The organism is Halopseudomonas sp. T1L2 (genome assembly GCF_055397385.1).
In genome coordinates, this window is sequence record NZ_AP040865.1 from 440,371 (window position 1) to 457,835 (window position 17,465).

16 protein-coding genes are annotated in these 17,465 nt (G+C 59.6%); 12 read left to right on the top strand and 4 right to left on the bottom strand.

Annotated elements, in window-relative coordinates; all coding sequences use genetic code 11:
* Positions 1-5: 5 nt before the first annotated feature.
* Entirely contained in the window at positions 6-614 is a 609-nt protein-coding gene (gene lexA / locus ACZ5WQ_RS02045) for a transcriptional repressor LexA (protein ID WP_228246694.1), read from the bottom strand.
* Positions 615-817: 203 nt separating this feature from the next.
* Here lexA and ACZ5WQ_RS02050 point away from each other — a divergent pair, with 203 nt between their 5' ends.
* Genes ACZ5WQ_RS02050 through ACZ5WQ_RS02070 form a run of 5 tightly spaced genes read left to right on the top strand, consistent with a single transcriptional unit; the run spans position 818 to position 4,976 of the window.
* The gene (locus ACZ5WQ_RS02050; RefSeq protein WP_088276504.1) at positions 818-1,486 is read left to right on the top strand and encodes a TetR/AcrR family transcriptional regulator; all 669 of its coding nucleotides are present in this window, start codon (positions 818-820) and stop codon (positions 1,484-1,486) included.
* A gap of 56 nt (positions 1,487-1,542) precedes the next feature.
* Positions 1,543-2,031, top strand: a complete 489-nt coding sequence (locus ACZ5WQ_RS02055; protein ID WP_088276502.1) for a L,D-transpeptidase — start codon at positions 1,543-1,545, stop codon at positions 2,029-2,031.
* Between the two features lie 49 nt (positions 2,032-2,080).
* Positions 2,081-3,067, top strand: a complete 987-nt coding sequence (gene nagZ / locus ACZ5WQ_RS02060; RefSeq protein ID WP_464383610.1) for a beta-N-acetylhexosaminidase — start codon at positions 2,081-2,083, stop codon at positions 3,065-3,067.
* Positions 3,064-4,227 carry a mechanosensitive ion channel family protein gene (locus tag ACZ5WQ_RS02065; RefSeq protein WP_338213491.1) on the top strand — a complete coding sequence of 388 codons (1,164 nt, stop codon included), beginning with the start codon at positions 3,064-3,066 and terminating at the stop codon, positions 4,225-4,227. The genes nagZ and ACZ5WQ_RS02065 overlap by 4 nt, the downstream gene beginning before the upstream one ends.
* Positions 4,224-4,976: an S-methyl-5'-thioinosine phosphorylase gene (locus tag ACZ5WQ_RS02070; protein ID WP_228246185.1), complete on the top strand. Its 753-nt coding sequence runs from the start codon at positions 4,224-4,226 to the stop codon at positions 4,974-4,976. The genes ACZ5WQ_RS02065 and ACZ5WQ_RS02070 overlap by 4 nt, the downstream gene beginning before the upstream one ends.
* A gap of 21 nt (positions 4,977-4,997) precedes the next feature.
* Here ACZ5WQ_RS02070 and ACZ5WQ_RS02075 read toward each other — a convergent pair whose 3' ends face one another.
* Both ACZ5WQ_RS02075 and mfd read right to left on the bottom strand, forming a co-directional pair.
* Positions 4,998-5,564: a CsiV family protein gene (locus ACZ5WQ_RS02075; RefSeq protein ID WP_088276498.1), complete on the bottom strand. Its 567-nt coding sequence runs from the start codon at positions 5,562-5,564 to the stop codon at positions 4,998-5,000.
* Positions 5,561-9,046 carry a transcription-repair coupling factor gene (gene mfd / locus ACZ5WQ_RS02080; protein ID WP_464383038.1) on the bottom strand — a complete coding sequence of 1,162 codons (3,486 nt, stop codon included), beginning with the start codon at positions 9,044-9,046 and terminating at the stop codon, positions 5,561-5,563. Before mfd ends, ACZ5WQ_RS02075 begins: the two co-directional genes overlap by 4 nt.
* Before the next feature lie 184 nt (positions 9,047-9,230).
* Between mfd and ACZ5WQ_RS02085 the strand changes: the two genes are divergently transcribed.
* Complete coding sequence (locus ACZ5WQ_RS02085; protein WP_228246187.1) at positions 9,231-10,670, top strand: glyceraldehyde-3-phosphate dehydrogenase; 1,440 nt, start codon at positions 9,231-9,233, stop codon at positions 10,668-10,670.
* Positions 10,671-10,745: 75 nt separating this feature from the next.
* Here the strand turns inward: ACZ5WQ_RS02085 and ACZ5WQ_RS02090 are convergent, their stop codons facing one another.
* Entirely contained in the window at positions 10,746-11,261 is a 516-nt protein-coding gene (locus ACZ5WQ_RS02090) for a chalcone isomerase family protein (protein WP_464383039.1), read from the bottom strand.
* A 352-nt stretch (positions 11,262-11,613) separates the two neighbouring features.
* On the opposite strand from ACZ5WQ_RS02090, the gene ACZ5WQ_RS02095 reads away from it, so the two are divergent.
* Genes ACZ5WQ_RS02095 through nqrF form a run of 6 tightly spaced genes read left to right on the top strand, consistent with a single transcriptional unit; the run spans position 11,614 to position 17,464 of the window.
* A complete protein-coding gene (locus ACZ5WQ_RS02095) occupies positions 11,614-12,951 on the top strand; it encodes a Na(+)-translocating NADH-quinone reductase subunit A (RefSeq protein ID WP_228246189.1) in 1,338 nt (445 codons plus the stop codon).
* 1 nt (position 12,952) lies between these two features.
* Positions 12,953-14,167 (top strand): NADH:ubiquinone reductase (Na(+)-transporting) subunit B, encoded by a 1,215-nt coding sequence (locus tag ACZ5WQ_RS02100; RefSeq protein ID WP_228246190.1) that lies wholly within the window; start codon positions 12,953-12,955, stop codon positions 14,165-14,167.
* Entirely contained in the window at positions 14,157-14,936 is a 780-nt protein-coding gene (locus ACZ5WQ_RS02105; RefSeq protein WP_464383040.1) for a Na(+)-translocating NADH-quinone reductase subunit C, read from the top strand. Before ACZ5WQ_RS02100 ends, ACZ5WQ_RS02105 begins: the two co-directional genes overlap by 11 nt.
* A 2-nt stretch (positions 14,937-14,938) precedes the next feature.
* The gene (locus ACZ5WQ_RS02110; protein WP_088276484.1) at positions 14,939-15,610 is read left to right on the top strand and encodes an NADH:ubiquinone reductase (Na(+)-transporting) subunit D; all 672 of its coding nucleotides are present in this window, start codon (positions 14,939-14,941) and stop codon (positions 15,608-15,610) included.
* A 6-nt stretch (positions 15,611-15,616) separates the two neighbouring features.
* A complete protein-coding gene (gene nqrE / locus ACZ5WQ_RS02115; protein ID WP_083726043.1) occupies positions 15,617-16,225 on the top strand; it encodes an NADH:ubiquinone reductase (Na(+)-transporting) subunit E in 609 nt (202 codons plus the stop codon).
* Between the two features lie 15 nt (positions 16,226-16,240).
* Positions 16,241-17,464 carry an NADH:ubiquinone reductase (Na(+)-transporting) subunit F gene (gene nqrF / locus ACZ5WQ_RS02120; RefSeq protein ID WP_373315049.1) on the top strand — a complete coding sequence of 408 codons (1,224 nt, stop codon included), beginning with the start codon at positions 16,241-16,243 and terminating at the stop codon, positions 17,462-17,464.
* The last annotated feature ends 1 nt before the right edge of the window (position 17,465 follow it).

Below are 17,465 nucleotides of genomic sequence, written 5' to 3' on the forward strand. Positions count from 1 at the left end.
GCTCCTCAGCGGCGGATAACTCCGACGCTTAAACCTTCAATGGTAAGTTCCTGTTCTGCAAGGTCGATCTCAATCGGCCTGAAGTCCGGGTTTTCTGCAATCAGCGAGACCTTGCGGCCCTGGCGCTGAAAGCGTTTTACCGTGACTTCTTCTCCTATGCGGGCCACTACGACCTGCCCGTTACGGGCTTCGCTGGTGCGGTGTACTGCCAGCAGGTCGCCGTCCATGATGCCGATGTCTTTCATGCTTTCCCCATGGACCCGCAGCAGGTAGTCGGCGCGGGGAGTGAAAAAGTCGGGGGAGATACGGCAATGGTCTTCGATATTTTCAAGCGCCAGAATCGGCGCACCGGCTGCCACTCGACCGATCACCGGAAGCTGGTCATCACTGGCTTCGCTATCCGATTCCGGCAGGCGAATACCGCGCGAGGCGCCGGGGATCATCTCGATAGCGCCCTTGCGGGCCAGGGCGCGCAGATGGTCTTCGGCTGCGTTGGGCGACTTGAAGCCCAGAGTCTTGGCAATATCGACGCGCGTCGGCGGGTAGCCGTTGCTGTCCATGTATTCCTTGATGAACGCCAGAACCTGCTGTTGTCGCGCGGTAAGTTTCTGCATGGCGGGTTGCCTGTGTTTTTATCCAGTAACTGAGATTATATACAGTTGTTTTGCTCCGGCAACCCCTAATTTTCGTGTCGCTGTTCACCGCTTTGCCAAAGGGAGGATGGGATTTACGTGGGCAGGAAGGTAGTCTGGGGTTGACACTAAAATCGTTTTAAACGTATGTTTGAAACGAATGTTTGCCTCACTTGGGGGAGCGCATGGCGCAGTCCGACACGGTCAAGCGAATACTTGACGCCGCAGAACAGCTTTTTGCCGAAAAGGGTTTCGCGGAAACCTCTCTACGCCTGATTACCAGCAAGGCAGGCGTCAATCTGGCCGCGGTCAACTACCATTTTGGCTCAAAGAAGGCATTGATTCAGGCCGTATTCGTCCGGTTCCTGGATCCCTTCGTCAGCAGCCTTGAGAAGGAACTGGATCTGCGCGAGTCGCGTGACAAGGGCGCGCCACCCAGTCTTGAGGTGCTGCTCGAAATGCTGGTTCAGCAGGCGCTGGCAGTGAAGCCGCGCAACGGCCATGACCTCTCAACCTTCATGCGGTTGCTAGGGCTCGCATTCAACCAGAGCCAGGGCCATCTGCGCAAATACCTCAGCGAGGTGTATGGCAAGGTATTTCAGCGTTATATGCAGCTTCTGGTCAGTGCTGTGCCGGGCATACCTCCGCAGGAGCTGTTCTGGCGCGTTCACTTTATGCTCGGCAGCGCGGCCTTCACCATGTCCAGCATGAAGGCGCTGCGTGCGATTGCGGAGGCGGAGCTGGGCGAGCCGCGTCCGGTCGACGATGTGTTGCGGCTGATGGTTCCGTTCCTGGCAGCCGGAATGCGCGCCGAGAGCGCGACGTTGAGCCGGCCCGAGGCGATGGCGCTGTAACCTGCATTTACCTCCGCTGCGCTGTCCGCTAAGGTGTGCGCAGCGCTGGAGGTGACATGCAGCTCGATCATATTCATATTTCCCTGAACGATCAGACCCTGGTTGGCTTCTGCGCTGGCGAGGTTGTCTGTCGTTATGCCGTATCCACAGCGCTTAATGGCCCTGGCGAGCAGGAAGGGTCTGGCTGCACGCCGCGCGGCGCCCATCGGGTGCGCGCTCGAATCGGCGATGGTCAGCCGCTGGGTGCCGTGTTCATCGGCCGGCGTCCCACCGGGGAGGTATGGACCCGGGCGCTGGCGGAGCAATTTCCCGAGCGTGACTGGATTTTGACCCGAATTCTCTGGCTCTGCGGTGAGCAGGTCGGATTCAACCGCGGTGGCCGGGTTGATTCCCAGCGCCGCTATATCTATCTGCATGGTACCGGCGACGATCAGCCGATGGGTGCGCCGCTGTCCCATGGCTGCATTCGTCTGCGTAATGCCGACATGCTGGAACTGTTCGAGCGCACGCCGGTCGGTTGTAGCGTTCAGATTGACGCGCAGTGATGATGCGCTGTCGTTTTCAGGAGAAGCAATATTGAAACAGGGTGCCTTGATGCTGGATCTGCCTGGCCTTTGGCTGGAAGCAGAGGACAGGCAGATGTTGCGTCAGCCGGAAGTCGCCGGCTTGATCTTGTTTGCGCGCAATACAGAATCGCCGCGCCAGGTCGCCGAGCTGGTAAGGGCCATCCGCAAGGAGCGCCCGGACATGCTGATAGCGATAGACCAGGAAGGCGGGCGCGTTCAGCGCCTGCGCCGTGACGTACTCAGGCTGCCCGCGCTGGCTGACGTCGCTGCGGTGGATGACGCGCAGGCTGACGCGGTGGCCCGGGCTGCTGCCTGGGTAATGGCGACCGAGATGCTGGCCTGTGGTATCGATATCAGCTTTGCGCCGGTTCTTGATCTTGATTACGGTCGCAGTCAGGTGATCGGTAATCGCTCGCTTGGCGGCGATCCTGATCGCGTGGCACGTCTCGCCAGTGCCTATATTGATGGTCTGCACGCGGCGGGTATGGCGGCCACCGGCAAGCACTTCCCTGGCCACGGCTGGGCCGAGGCGGATTCGCACTTTGCGCTGCCGGTGGATGACCGGTCACTGGAGGATATTCGCCAGAGCGATCTGGTGCCCTTTGCGGCGCTTGCCGGCAAGCTGGACGGCATCATGCCGGCCCACGTGGTGTATTCGCAGGTTGATGCGTTGCCCGCCGGATTCTCGACCTGCTGGCTGCAGGACATCCTGCGCGCAGAGCTGGGTTTTGATGGCGTTATCTTCAGTGATGATCTGACCATGGCCGGCGCGCATGCGGTTGGCGGTATGGCAGAGCGGATCGATGCCGCGCAGGCGGCGGGGTGCGACATGCTGCTGATCTGCAATGATCGTGCGGCGGCGGAAGAAGGGCTGGTGCACGCGCAGAAGCAAGGCTTGCAATGCCCGGCCCGCATCGCTCGCATGCTGACGCTCAGGCCGGCCGGTGCCGATTACCATGCGACGCCTGAATGGCGTCAGGCTGTTTCCTTGCTGAGGGAGTTTGATCTGGTTTGAATGATTTCATCGAACAGTTGCCGGAGCAGTTGCAGCTCGATCAGCTTCCGCTGATTGGCGAGGCCTGGATCTACCATGTGTTTGCCGTGGTGCTGGCGTCGCTGGTGACCGCCTATATCGCCAAGCGTGTGCTGGACCACATGCAAAAGCGTGCCGAGAAAACCCGCAATATCTGGGACGATGCGCTGGTCGATGCGGCCCGGCGCCCGGCCTGGGTGCTGATCTGGAGTATGGGGCTGCTTTGGGCGGCGCGGATTACTGCGCTGCAGATGGATGATGATCTGGCAGCGGTGCTGGATCAGGTGCAGCGGGTGCTGCTGATCGTGCTGCTGACCTGGTTCATCCTGCGCATGATGCGGCAGGTTGAGCAGCGGCTTGTTGATCCTGCCTACAGGGAGACTCCGGCCGACAAAACGACGGTTGGTGCGATTGGCAAGTTGCTCAGGGCTTCTGTGGTCATCACTGCGGCGCTGGTCGTGTTGCAGTCGCTCGGATACAGCATTTCCGGGGTGCTGGCATTTGGTGGTATTGGTGGTATTGCCGTCGGCTTTGCTGCCAAGGATCTGCTTGCGAACTTCTTCGGCGGGCTGATGATCTATCTGGATCGCCCCTTTGTGGTGGGCAACTGGATACGCTCGCCGGATCGCAACATTGAAGGTACCGTCGAGGATATCGGCTGGCGTTTGACCCGGATTCGCACCTTCGACAAGCGCCCTCTATACATCCCCAACGCGGTGTTCGCCAATATTGTGGTGGAAAACCCCTCGCGCATGACCCATCGGCGAATTTACGAGCATATCGGTATTCGCTATGACGATATCAAGCGCATGGAGCCCATTGTGGCGGATGTGCGCAAGATGCTGCAGGCGCATGAGGATATCGATCAGGAACAGACTCTGATGGTGTTCTTTGATCGCTGCTCGCCGTCGTCGGTGGATTTCTTTATCTACTGCTTCACGACGCCGGTATGGGCCGAGTTCCACCGGGTGAAGGAGGATGTGCTGTTGAAGATTCTGGCGATCGTCGAGAAGCATGAGGCTCAGGTCGCATTTCCGACGTCGACCATTCATTTGCCGGATGCGCTTGAGTTGCGCAGCGCTCAGCTTGCCGACGGGCGGCCGCGCGATTCTGTGCGTGAGCTGCAGGAGAGTGACGCGTGAGCGGGATTTGGGGTGTTATCGGTGGTACCGGCCTCAGTGCCCTGGACGGTCTGGAAATCGAGAGTGAAGAGCTGATTCAGACTCCTTGGGGTGCGCCTTCTGCGCCGGTTGTCCGTGGCCGTATTGACGGGCAGGCGGTCTGTTTTCTGGCGCGGCATGGTCATCCGCATCGGATACCGCCGCATCGGGTCAATTACCGGGCAAACCTCTGGGCGCTGCGGGAAGCCGGAGTTGATCGCATCGTTGCGGTCAATGCGGTCGGCGGTATTCACCCGCAGTTGCAGACCGGCACGTTCTGCGTGCCGGATCAGCTGATCGACTATACGTGGGGGCGTGCCTCGACTTACTTCGAGGATGATCTGCAAAGCGTCACCCACATTGATTTCACCTCGCCCTACGACGAGCCAGTGCGCGAGCAGCTGCTGGCCGCCCTCAAGGCGCAGAATATCGGTTGTCTGCCGTTTGGCGTCTACGCGGCAACCCAGGGGCCGCGGCTGGAAACTGCGGCCGAGATTCGAAGGTTGGAGCGCGATGGCGCGGATCTGGTCGGCATGACCGGTATGCCCGAGGCGGCGCTGGCCCGAGAGCTGGGGCTCGCCTACGCCTGTCTGGCGCTGGTGGTCAATCCGGCGGCCGGCAAGGCGACCGAGGTGATTACCATGGAAGCTATCGAGGCGGTTGTCGTGGCAGGCATGCAGCAGGTCAAGGCTGTGCTGCAGCGGCTATTGCAGGGCCCGCCACACGCCTGAGTGTGCGGCGGGCTGAGGTGATCAGCGGCTGATGGTGACCAGCATGCCAAGGCTCTGATGGTCCAGGTAATGAACTTCACCCGGGCGCAATGCGCGGGTTTGATGCAGGAACTCGGAAATCAGTGGCGTCTCGGACTGCAGTTGCAGTTCCGCCGCTGAGCGGTTGCGCCAGAACGCTACCTTCAGTTCGGTCAGGGTTGCCTGGCGCAGGTTAACCAGCCCCTGAATCGGATAAACCCCGTTTTCTGGATTGCCGCGGTGCAGGGCGACGACCAGGTCGTTATCCAGTGGTTGTGACCATGCCTGATGCAGGTAGATCTGATAGCCGTTCTGCTCCAGCTTGCGGGCCTGGTCACTGAGGCGGTAGCGGGTCTGGTCGATGGCGCGAACATCGGTTCGCGCAGTGTTTTCCAGATCTACCGCGTCTACTTCCCAATCAAGCTCCGGATTGCTGCCCTGTACCAACGGTGCCGACGGCTGACCGAAAAAGACGACTTCGACCAGATACTCTTCGGCGCTGGCCACCAGCGAGAAGCCGGCCAGGGTGGACAGCAGGGCAATCGAGAGCAGTTTGCTCAGCAGTTTCATGGGCGTTTTCCTTTGCCTTGAGGGGTGTCTTTCGGGATGTTGGCGAGGCGCTCGAACAGGGCTTCGACCGTGTTCAGGCGCAGCTCGGCATTGCCCATGGGCGAATTGAAGCGAAATACCGTAGCGCCTTCAAGTCGATAGCGCTGCGGGTTGTCCTGAATCATGCGCACCAGCACCATCGGATCGATGCGGGTATCTGCAGCAAACTCGATACGGCCATGCTCGGCACCCACGTCAATCTTGGTAATGCCCAGCGGCTCGCAACGCAGTTTCAGCGAGGTGATCCGGAACAGGGTTTTTACCGGTTCCGGCAGCAGGCCGAAGCGGTCGATCATTTCAACCTGAAGATCCTTCAGAGCATCCTCGTCTGCGGCGTTGGCGATGCGCTTGTAGAGGATCAGGCGGGCGTGCACGTCGGGCAGGTAGTCTTCGGGAATCAGCGCCGGCAGGCGCAGATTGATATCGGTTCCGCCGCCCAGTGGTTGTTCCAGCTCAGGCTGCTTGCCTTGCTTGATCGCCTTGACGGCGCGTTCGAGCATTTCCATGTACAGGGTAAAGCCGACCGCCTGAATCTGGCCGCTCTGGCCTTCGCCCAGCAGTTCGCCGGCGCCGCGAATTTCGAGGTCGTGAGTGGCCAGAGTGAAACCGGCGCCCAGGTCCTGGGCGCCGGCGATGGCTTCCAGGCGTTTCTCTGCGTCGCTGGTGATCTTTCGGCCTTCCGGAGTAAGCAGGTAGGCATAGGCCTGGTGGTGGCTGCGGCCAACGCGCCCGCGCAGCTGATGCAATTGGGCCAGGCCGAACTTGTCGGCGCGCTCAATGATGATGGTGTTGGCGCTGGGTACGTCGATGCCGGTTTCGATGATGGTGCTGGTAACCAGAATATTGAAGCGGCGATGGTAGAAATCGCGCATCACCTGTTCCAGTGCACGCTCGGGCATCTGGCCGTGGCTGATGCCAATGCGCGCTTCCGGCACCAGTTCGGCCAGATCGGCAGCGCATTTTTCGATGGTCTCGACGTCGTTGTGCAGATAGTAGACCTGGCCGCCGCGCAGCAGCTCACGCAGGATCGCTTCCTTGACCACGGGCTTCTGTTGGACCATGACAAAGGTCTTGACCGACAGTCGGCGTGCGGGCGGTGTGGCGATGATCGACAGGTCGCGCATGCCGGAAAACGACATGTTCAGGGTGCGCGGGATTGGGGTGGCGGTCAGGGTCAGCACATCGACTTCGCTGCGCAGTGCTTTGAGTGCTTCTTTCTGGCGCACACCAAAGCGGTGCTCTTCGTCGATGATCACCAGGCCGAGATCCTGGAACTGGACGTCGCCCTGCAGCAGCTTGTGGGTGCCGATCATGATGTCGACCTTACCCTCGGCCAGTTCGGCGGCCGCGGCTTTGACTTCCTTGGCGGATTTGAAGCGCGACATGACTTCCACGCGCACCGGCCAGTTGGCGAAGCGGTCCTTGAAGCTGTTGTAGTGTTGCTGGGCGAGCAGGGTGGTCGGCACCAGCACCGCAACCTGCTTGCCGCTGTGCACTGCGAGGAAGGCCGCGCGCATGGCGACCTCGGTCTTGCCGAAGCCGACATCGCCGCAGACCAGGCGGTCCATCGGCTGCGGGCTGGTCATGTCCTTGAATACCGCCTCAATGGCGGCCAACTGGTCGGCGGTTTCCTCAAACGGGAAGTCGTCGGCAAAGCTCTGGTAGTCCTGTTCCGGGTCGGCGAAGCTGAAGCCCTGGCGCGCGGCGCGGCGGGCATATACGTCGAGCAGTTCGGCAGCGACGTCGCGAACTTTCTCGGCGGCCTTGCGACGCGCCTTCTGCCATTGATCAGAGCCCAGACGGTGCAGTGGCGCACTGTCGTCATCGCTGCCGGAATAGCGGGCAATCAGGTGCAGGTTGGCGACCGGCACGTACAGCGTCGCCTCGTCGGCGTACTCCAGTACCAGAAACTCGGCCTGCTGATCTTCAACGGTCAGGTTGGTAAGACCCCGATAGCGGCCGACGCCGTGGTCGATATGAACCACCGGCGCGCCTTCGCGCAGCTCGGTCAGGTTTCGGATGACCGCGTCGCCCAGATCGGTCGCCTTGCCACGGCGGCGGCGCTGCATGACACGCTGGCCGAACAGCTGGCTTTCGGCAATCAGGGCAACGGCGGCACTGTTGATCAGCATGCCTTGGTCGAGCGGCGCGATAGTGATGGCGACGGGGCTGCTGCCGGTGCTGAAGGCCGGCCAGCTGTCGACGTCATCCGGTTTGATCCGGATGCGGGCGAGCAGCTCGGTCAGCGCTTCGCGGCGTCCGGCGGTCTCGGCGACAAACAGGGTGCGGCCCGGGTGCTGCTGCAGGAAGCGTTGAAGCTCTGCCAGCGGGTTTTCCAGCTTATTGTCGATCGCCAGGTCGGGCGGCAGCGGGCAATCAAATACGCTGGCCTGCGATTCGTCAGGACGATCCTGATGGCAGACAATGCGCGGATGCTGTTTGAGCAGCGCAAAGGCTTCCTCTACCGGCAGAAACAATTCGCCTGGCGGCAGCAGCGGGCGAGTTGGGTCTACGCCCTGTTCGCTGTGGCGGGTGCGTACGTCCTGCCAGAAGTGCTCGGCGTTCTGCTCGATGCCGGGCAGGGTGAACAGCCGGGTATTGTTCGGCAGGTAGTCGAACAGGCTGGCCAGTTCGTCGAAGAACAGCGGCAGATAGTACTCAATGCCTGGTGGAACAAGGCCTTCGCTGAGGTCCATGTACAGCGGGCAACGCCGATGATCCACTTCAAAGCGTTCGCGAAAGCGCGCGCGAAAGCCAGTCAGCGCAGACTTGTCGAGCGGGAACTCCTTGGCCGGCAGCAGGTGGATGCGGTCTACCTTGTCGATCGAGCGCTGGGTTTCCGGATCAAAGGTGCGCAGCGTCTCGATCTCGTCGTCCAGCAGGTCGATGCGGTAGGGCAGTGCACTACCCATTGGATAGAGATCCAGCAGCGCTCCGCGTACCGCGTAGTCTCCGTGTTCGTAGACCGTGTCGACGCAGCGGTAGCCGGCCGCGTCGAGGTTGATGCGCATCCGGTCGATGTCCAGTTGCTGGCCAATCTCCAGCAGCAGGACCGAGCCGCCCAGAAACTCACGCGGCGGCAGCCGGTGCAGCACCGTGGTCATGGGTACAACAAGGATGCCCTGGCCGATGCGAGGCAGCTGGAACAGCGTTTTAAGGCGCTGGGAGATGATGTCCTGGTGCGGAGAGAAACGGTCGTACGGCAGGGTTTCCCAGTCGGGGAAGCTGATGACGGGGAGCTGTGGTGCGAAAAAGCGCAGCTCCTGCTCGAGACTGTCGGCGGCAGCGGTGTCGGGTGTGATCACCAGGCTCAGGCCGTCGTGCTGCTGGGCACCTTCGGCGATGGCCAGGGCGCGAGCGGCGCCCTGCAGGCCGGACCAGTACAGGCGGTTGCCGGTGGCGGCCGTCAATGGAGGAGATAGCAGCAGCTTTGATGCGGGCATGCGATAACTCTTGAGGTCGGTTCGGTGGCGTGCTGGCCGATGCTAGGCTGGCAACGGCAGGCAGTTTACCGTGCTAGTTGCGTTTGTGCCCGCACCGGCTGGATTTTGTCCTGATCATTGCCTATGGTGCGCGCTGAAAGCATAATATGCGCCCTTTGGTTATCAAGACTTGGAAGGTAAAGCCGTGACTCAAGCCCAATTTGAGCAGTGTCTGGAAAACTGGACGGACCGTGAAGCCACCGCTGAGGCGATGATTCCTCTGATTGGCCGTCTGTACCGTGAGCATAACGTTGTCACCTCCGTCTACGGTCGTGGCCTGGTCAATCGCTCGGTCATCAGCCTGCTGAAATCCCACCGTTTCGCTCGTCAGATCGATGACAATGAGCTGTCGGTTCATGACACCTTCCCGGTTCTGAAGGAGCTGCTGGACCTGAACCTGGGCCCGGCCTCCATCGATCTTGCCCGTCTGGTCAACAAGTTCCGTGCCTCCGGCAGCGACGACCTGAATGCCTTCCTGCGGGTCGAGCTGGCCAGTGTTATCGGCAAGACCGGCGAGCGCCGTCAGGGTCGTGATGTGGTGTTGTACGGCTTCGGTCGCATCGGTCGGCTGCTGGCGCGCATCATGATCGAGAAGGCCGGTGCCGGTGATGGCCTGCGCCTGCGCGCCATCGTTGTCCGCAAGGGCGCAGCCAACGACCTGTCCAAGCGTGCCAGTCTGCTGCGTCGTGATTCGGTTCACGGCTCCTTCCAGGGCACCATCACCATTGATGAAGAAAACAACACCATCACTGCCAACGGCAACCTGATTCAGGTTATCTACGCCAGCGATCCGACCAGCATCGATTACACAGCCTACGGTATCGAAGACGCCATTGTTGTCGACAACACCGGTGTGTGGCGTGACGAAGCGGGTCTGTCCCAGCACCTGCAGTGCAAGGGCGCGTCCCAGGTAGTGCTGACTGCGCCGGGCAAGGGTGACCTGAAGAATATCGTTCATGGCATCAACCACGCTGCCATTACACCCGAAGACAAGATCATTTCTGCGGCGTCCTGCACCACCAATGCCATCGTGCCGGTGCTGAAAGCGATCAACGACAAGTTCGGTATCGCCAATGGTCACGTTGAGACGGTTCACTCGTACACCAACGACCAGAATCTGATCGACAACTTCCACAAGGGCAATCGTCGTGGTCGCAGTGCCGCGCTGAACATGGTTATCACCGAGACCGGTGCAGCCAAGGCGGTCGCCAAGGCACTGCCGGAGCTGGCTGGTAAGCTGAGCGGCAACGCCATCCGTGTTCCGACTCCGAACGTCTCGATGGCGATTCTGAACCTGAACCTGGAAAAGTCGACCAATCGCGATGAGGTTAACGACTACCTGCGTCACATGGCGCTGCACTCCGAGCTGCACAAGCAGATTGACTTCACCAACTCGCAGGAAGTGGTTTCCACTGACTTCGTGGGTTCGCGTCACGCTGGTGTGGTCGATGCCGAAGCAACCATCTGCAACGACAATCGTGTGATTCTGTACGTGTGGTACGACAACGAGTTCGGTTACAGCTGCCAGGTTGTGCGCATTCTGGAAGATATGGCTCACGTCAATCCGCCGGCGTTCCCGGTCTGATTTTCGGATATGTCAGCAACAAAAAAGGCGCTTCGGCGCCTTTTTTGTTGCTTGCTTTCTGCTTTTGCTGTGTTGCTAGCGCAGCAGGGCGCTGCGCAGGTCGTCAGACAGCCCGTTCTGGCCAAGCCAGATGCCAAGGTACGCATCGGCCAGCCCCGGCGTCTTGCTGCTGAAACTGAGCTGATTGTTATGGTACAGCTGGAGTTCTCCGTCGGCAGTGCGAGCCAGGCTGTAGGTGTCTCCCTCGCTGACGTCGACGAAATGGGTGTGCAACTGGTCGATGTCGGCTTGCAGTTGGGCAAGTCGGGATGCCGGGTGCTGGCGCTCCAGTGTGACCTGCGCGGCCTTGATCATGTCATCCCGGTCTATCGAGCGGTGATACTGCAGGGTTAGTCGAACCGGTTGACCGCTGTCGAGAATACCGGTCAGGTTGCTGTTGCTCGGGGCGCACAGTGTGGCGGTGTAGACATCCACGAACAGGTAGCGAAACAGGTGCTGATTGCGGGTAGTCAGCGTCGTCTCGGTGGTTGCTGCGGCGCTGGTTGAAGCGAGCAGCAGCAAAGCGCTGAGGAAGATGCTCGGCAGTGACATGTGAATCTCCCTGGTTGGATGATTTGTGATCAGTTTATGTTGGTTGGACCGCTTTTCGGACAAACTGATCGCTGGGTCTGAAGATCAGTGTTTCCGCGTATTTCAGGATCGCCCCGAAAGGGCTGCCGGTGTTATCGATTTCATCAATGGGGGCAATTTAAAAACCGAAAAATCCCGGGGCTCGGTAGCATTGAGTAGTCATGCTCTTTATACTTGGCGGGATTTTTTATGGGGGTTTGAGGCTGCTCCGATTCGTGCCTGCGTTGGCTGTCAGCACGGATGGGACAACGCATTTGCGTTCGCTTTGGCAGCCCCGCCCGTGAAGATTTCAAACAGTGATTAGGCTATTCGTATGATAAAAATCAAACGGGGCTTGGATCTGCCAATCACCGGTTCTCCCGAACAGCGCATTGAAGACGCTCGTGCGGTGCGTAGTGTTGCCGTCGTCGGCTTCGACTACCACGGCATGAAGCCGACCATGGAAGTGCGTGAGGGAGATCGGGTCAAACTTGGACAGGTTCTGTTCAGCGACAAGAAAACTCCTGGTGTGGTCTTTACCGCGCCTGCCGCTGGTGTCGTCAGCGCAATCAATCGTGGTGACAAGCGTGTTTTGCAGTCGGTCGTTATCGAGATCGACGGCGATGACGCCGAGACCTTTCCTGCCCATGACGCCAAAGCGCTGGATGGCCTGGCGCCCCAGCAGATTCGCGAGCAGCTGATCGGCTCGGGTCTGTGGACTGCGCTGCGCACCCGCCCCTACAGCAAGACCCCGGCTGTCGATGCTGAGCCCAGTTCGATTTTTGTCACAGCAATGGACTCCAATCCGCTGGCGGCCGATCCGGCTGTCATCATCAAGGAGCACGCTGCAGACTTCGAAAACGGTCTGAAGGTTCTGGCACGGCTGGCCAAGGTATGGCTGTGCAAGGCTGATGGTGTCAGCCTGCCGGGCGAAGGGGTCAGTGGTGTCAGTACCGAGAGCTTTGCCGGTCCGCACCCTGCAGGCCTGCCCGGTACCCATATCCATTTCCTTGATCCGGTTAACGAGAGCAAGAGCGTCTGGCAGATCAACTACCAGGACGTGATCGCCTTCGGTGTGCTGTTCACCCAGGGTCGTATCTGGACTGATCGCTATGTCGCCCTCGCTGGCCCGCAGGTAGAGAAACCCCGTCTGCTGAAAACTCGCCTGGGTGCCAATCTGGACGAGCTGACCGCTGGCGAGCTGAAAGCCGGCAATAACCGGGTGATTTCCGGCTCGGTGTTCGGTGGTCGCGCCGTTCGTGGTCCGATCGCTTACCTGGGACGCTTTCACTCCCAGGTGTCGGTTCTCAAGGAAGGCAACGAGCGCCAGATGCTGCACTATCTGCGTGCTGGCGTGAACAAGCACTCTGTTCTGAATATCTTCGTTTCCAAGCTGGCGCCGTCGCGCCTGTTCAATTTTGATACCAGCACCAACGGCAGTCCGCGTGCCATGGTCCCGGTAGGCAACTACGAACTGGTGATGCCGCTGGATATCCTGCCGACCCAGTTGCTGCGTTATCTGGTAGTCGGTGACACCGATATGGCCCAGAAGCTGGGTGCACTGGAGCTGGATGAAGAAGATCTGGCGCTGTGCAGCTACGTCTGTGCCGGCAAGTACGAGTACGGCCCGATTCTTCGGGATAACCTGACTCGCATCGAGAAGGAGGGCTGACATGAGCCTGCGTTCATTCCTCGACAAGATCGAGCACAACTTCGAGAAGGGCGGCAAGCACGAAAAGTGGTACGCCCTCTACGAAGCCATTGATACCTTCTTCTACCGCCCGGGCAGCGTCACCAAGACGACTGCGCACGTGCGCGACGGTCTCGACCTCAAGCGCATGATGATTACCGTATGGCTGTGCACCTTCCCGGTAATTTTCTACGGGATGTACAACATCGGTTTCCAGGCCAACAGCATTTATGCCGGCAACCCGGATCTGCTGGCTGCCCAGGATAACTGGCGTCTGGCGCTGATCGCCATGTTTGCCGGTTTCGATCCGGCCAGCCTGTGGGACAACCTGATCCACGGTGCAGCCTACTTCCTCCCGGTCTATGCCGTGACCTTCCTGGTCGGCGGTTTCTGGGAAGTGGTATTCGCCTCCATCCGCAAGCATGAAGTCAACGAAGGCTTCTTCGTGACCTCCATCCTGTTTGCCCTGATCGTGCCGCCGAGCATTCCGCTGTGGCAGGTCGCGCTGGGTATCAGCTTTGGTGTTGTGATCGGCAAGGAAGTGTTCGGCGGTACCGGTAAAAACTTCCTCAACCCGGCGCTGACCGGTCGTGCGTTTCTGTTCTTCGCCTACCCGGCGCAGATGTCTGGTGACGCGGTCTGGACTGCTGTCGACGGCTTCGCGGGTGCTACAGCGCTGAGCATGGCTGCCTCCGGCGGCGTTGAGCAGATCGTTGCCAGCGGCCTGACCTGGCTGGACGCCTTCTACGGCAACATGCAGGGTTCCATGGGCGAAGTGTCTACCCTGGCCATCTTCATCGGTGGTGCGGTGCTGCTGCTGACCAAGATCGCCAACTGGCGCATCGTTGCCGGCGTGATGCTCGGTATGGTCGCCACCAGCCTGCTGTTCAACATGATTGGCTCCGACACCAACCCGATGTTCGCCATGCCCTGGTACTGGCACATGGTTGTGGGCGGGTTCGCTTTCGGCATGATCTTCATGGCGACCGATCCGGTATCGGCGTCGATGACCAACACCGGCAAGTGGTTCTTTGGTGCCCTGATCGGTCTGATGGTTATCCTGATCCGTGTCGTCAACCCGGCGTTCCCCGAGGGCATGATGCTGGCGATTCTGTTCGCCAACCTGTTTGCTCCGCTCATCGACCACTTCGTGGTTCAGGCCAACATCAAACGGAGGCTTGCACGTAATGTCCGCTAAGAAAGAATCCGTTGCCCGCACGCTGACGGTCGCGCTGCTTGTCTGTCTGGTCTGCTCCGTTGTGGTATCCGCCGCCGCGGTTGCGCTCAAACCGGTACAGACGACCAACAAACTGCAGGACAAGCAGCGCAACATTCTGCAGATTGCCGGTTTGTTTGATCCGGGCGCCAGTGTGCAGGAGCAGTTCCAGCAGATCACGCCGCGTCTGGTTGATCTGCGCACCGGCGAGTTCAGTGACGCCCTTGATGCGCTGACCTTCGATCAGCAGAAAGCGTCGAAAGATCCGGCCATGTCCCAGCAGCTGGATGGCGAACAGGACATTGCCAGCATCCGTCGCCGCGCTGACTACTCCACTGTGTATGTAGTGGAAAACCCCGATGGCAGCATCAAGACCCTGATTTTGCCGATCCACGGTTATGGCCTGTGGTCCACCCTCTACGGCTTTATGGCGCTGGAAAGCGATCTGAAAACCGTCGTGGGTCTGGGCTTCTATCAGCATGCCGAAACCCCCGGTCTGGGCGGTGAGGTGGATAACCCGAACTGGAAGGCGCAATGGACCGGCAAGGTTGTCTTTGACGAGTCCGGCAAGCCTGCGATTAGCGTAGTCAAGGGTTCGGTTGATCCGAGTAACCCCAATGCCGAACACCAGGTGGACGGTCTGGCTGGCGCCACACTGACCAGCCGGGGCGTAGAAAACCTGGTGCGTTTCTGGCTGGGTGAAGACGGCTTTGGTCCGTTCCTCGAACATCTTCGTGCAGGGGAGGCATAATCATGGCTAAGGCCACTGCAAAACAGGTTCTGTTCGAGCCTATTTTCAGCAACAACCCGATTGCCCTGCAGATCCTCGGGATCTGCTCGGCACTGGCGGTTACCACCAGCCTGAGCGTGACCCTGGTCATGTGTATCGCGCTGACCTCGGTAACGGCACTGTCGAACTTCTTTATCTCGATCGTGCGTAACCAGATCCCCAGCTCGATTCGTATGATCGTGCAGATGGTGATCATCGCGTCGCTGGTAATCGTGGTAGACCAGGTGCTCAAGGCCTACGCCTACAGCATCAGCAAGCAGCTGTCGGTCTTCGTCGGTCTGATCATCACCAACTGTATCGTGATGGGTCGCGCCGAAGCCTTTGCCATGCAGAATCCGCCGCACATGAGCTTCCTCGATGGTGTGGGTAACGGTCTGGGCTACAGCTTCATTCTGATCTGCGTTGCGGTCATCCGCGAGCTGTTTGGTGCCGGCAAGCTGTTCGGTATCGAAATCCTGCCGCTGGTCAGTGCCGGTGGCTGGTATCAGCCCAACGGCCTGCTGCTGCTGCCGCCGTCTGCGTTCTTCATCATTGGTCTGATCATCTGGGCGCTGCGCTCCTGGAAGAAGGATCAGGTGGAAGCTGCAGAGTTCAAGATGGCGCCGCAAAGCCGTGCCATGAAGGAGGCCATGTAAGCCATGATTGAACATTACATCAGCCTGCTGGTGCGGGCGATTTTCGTCGAAAACATGGCGCTGGCCTTCTTCCTGGGGATGTGTACCTTTATCGCCATCTCCAAGAAGGTTCAGACCGCGCTGGGTCTGGGTATTGCGGTGGTTGTGGTATTGACCATCACGGTTCCGGCCAACAACCTGATCTACACCTACTTGCTCAAGGATGGCGCGCTGGCCTGGGCCGGCATGCCGAACGTTGATCTGAGCTTCCTGGGTCTGCTCAGCTATATCGGTGTCATCGCGGCGATCGTGCAGATCCTCGAGATGCTGCTCGACAAGTTCGTGCCTGCGCTCTACAACGCGCTGGGTGTGTTCCTGCCGCTGATTACCGTTAACTGCGCGATCATGGGTGCCTCCCTGTTCATGGTTGAACGTGACTACGCCTTCGGTGAAAGCGTGGTGTATGGCGCCGGTGCCGGTATCGGCTGGGCGCTGGCCATCGTTGCCCTGGCGGGCATCCGTGAAAAGCTCAAGTACAGCGATGTACCGGACGGGCTTCGTGGCCTGGGCATCACCTTCATTACTGTTGGTCTGATGTCGCTGGGCTTCATGTCCTTCTCCGGCGTTCAACTGTAAGAGGAGCTGTAACTGATGAACATGGAAATCTATCTGGGCGTCGGAATGTTTACCGCGATCGTGCTGTCGCTGGTGGCCATCATTCTGATCGCCCGTTCCAAGCTGGTCAGCAGCGGCGATGTCACCATCGACATCAACGGTGAGCGCAAGGTCACTGTGGCTGCCGGCTCCAAGCTGCTCAATACCCTCGCCAGCAATGGCGTGTTCCTGTCCTCTGCCTGTGGCGGTGGCGGTACCTGTGCCCAGTGCAAGTGCATTGTGAAAAGCGGTGGCGGCGAGATGCTGCCGACCGAGGAGTCGCATTTCACCAAGCGCGAAGCGAAGGAAGGCTGGCGCCTGTCCTGCCAGACTCCGGTCAAGCAGGATATGGAAATTGAAGTGCCTGAAGAAGTCTTCGGCGTGAAGAAGTGGGAGTGCACTGTCGCTTCCAACCCGAACGTCGCAACCTTCATCAAGGAACTGACCCTGAAGCTGCCGGAAGGCGAGAACGTTGACTTCCGTGCCGGTGGTTATGTGCAGCTGGAATGTCCGCCGCACACCGTCCACTACAAGGATTTCGACATTCAGCCGGAATTCCGTGGTGACTGGGACAAGTTCAACCTGTGGAAGTACGTATCGAAGGTCGATGAGACGACTATTCGTGCCTATTCCATGGCGAACTATCCGGAAGAAAAGGGGCTGGTGAAGTTCAACATCCGTGTGGCTTCGCCGCCGCCCGGTCGTGATGACCTGCCGCCCGGCAAGATGTCCTCCTGGGTGTTCTCGCTGAAACCGGGTGACAAGGTTACCGTGTACGGTCCCTTTGGTGAGTTCTTTGCGCGTGATACCGACGCCGAGATGGTCTTTATCGGTGGCGGTGCCGGCATGGCTCCGATGCGTTCGCACATCTTCGACCAGCTCAAGCGCCTGCACTCCACGCGCAAGATGAGCTTCTGGTACGGTGCGCGCTCGCTGCGCGAGGCGTTCTATGTCGAAGAGTACGATCAACTGGCGGCCGAGAACGACAACTTCGAGTGGCATCTGGCTTTGTCCGATCCGCTGCCTGAAGACAACTGGGAAGGCCCGACCGGCTTTATCCACAATGTCCTGTTCGAGAACTATCTGAAGGACCATCCGGCGCCCGAGGACTGCGAGTTCTACATGTGTGGACCGCCGATGATGAACGCATCCGTGATCAAGATGCTGCAGGACCTGGGTGTCGAGCCCGAGAATATCCTGCTCGACGACTTCGGCGGCTAGT

Excerpts from the sequence above, each read along its gene's own strand:
- lexA (WP_228246694.1), bottom strand. The coding sequence starts at position 614 with ATGCAGAAACTTACCGCGCGACAACAGCAGGTTCTGGCGTTCATCAAG.
- ACZ5WQ_RS02050 (WP_088276504.1), top strand. The coding sequence starts at position 818 with ATGGCGCAGTCCGACACGGTCAAGCGAATACTTGACGCCGCAGAACAG.
- ACZ5WQ_RS02055 (WP_088276502.1), top strand. The coding sequence starts at position 1,543 with ATGCAGCTCGATCATATTCATATTTCCCTGAACGATCAGACCCTGGTT.
- nagZ (WP_464383610.1), top strand. The coding sequence starts at position 2,081 with ATGCTGGATCTGCCTGGCCTTTGGCTGGAAGCAGAGGACAGGCAGATG.
- ACZ5WQ_RS02075 (WP_088276498.1), bottom strand. The coding sequence starts at position 5,564 with ATGAAACTGCTGAGCAAACTGCTCTCGATTGCCCTGCTGTCCACCCTG.
- mfd (WP_464383038.1), bottom strand. The coding sequence starts at position 9,046 with ATGCCCGCATCAAAGCTGCTGCTATCTCCTCCATTGACGGCCGCCACC.
- ACZ5WQ_RS02090 (WP_464383039.1), bottom strand. The coding sequence starts at position 11,261 with ATGTCACTGCCGAGCATCTTCCTCAGCGCTTTGCTGCTGCTCGCTTCA.
- ACZ5WQ_RS02095 (WP_228246189.1), top strand. The coding sequence starts at position 11,614 with ATGATAAAAATCAAACGGGGCTTGGATCTGCCAATCACCGGTTCTCCC.
- ACZ5WQ_RS02100 (WP_228246190.1), top strand. The coding sequence starts at position 12,953 with ATGAGCCTGCGTTCATTCCTCGACAAGATCGAGCACAACTTCGAGAAG.
- ACZ5WQ_RS02105 (WP_464383040.1), top strand. The coding sequence starts at position 14,157 with ATGTCCGCTAAGAAAGAATCCGTTGCCCGCACGCTGACGGTCGCGCTG.
- ACZ5WQ_RS02110 (WP_088276484.1), top strand. The coding sequence starts at position 14,939 with ATGGCTAAGGCCACTGCAAAACAGGTTCTGTTCGAGCCTATTTTCAGC.
- nqrF (WP_373315049.1), top strand. The coding sequence starts at position 16,241 with ATGAACATGGAAATCTATCTGGGCGTCGGAATGTTTACCGCGATCGTG.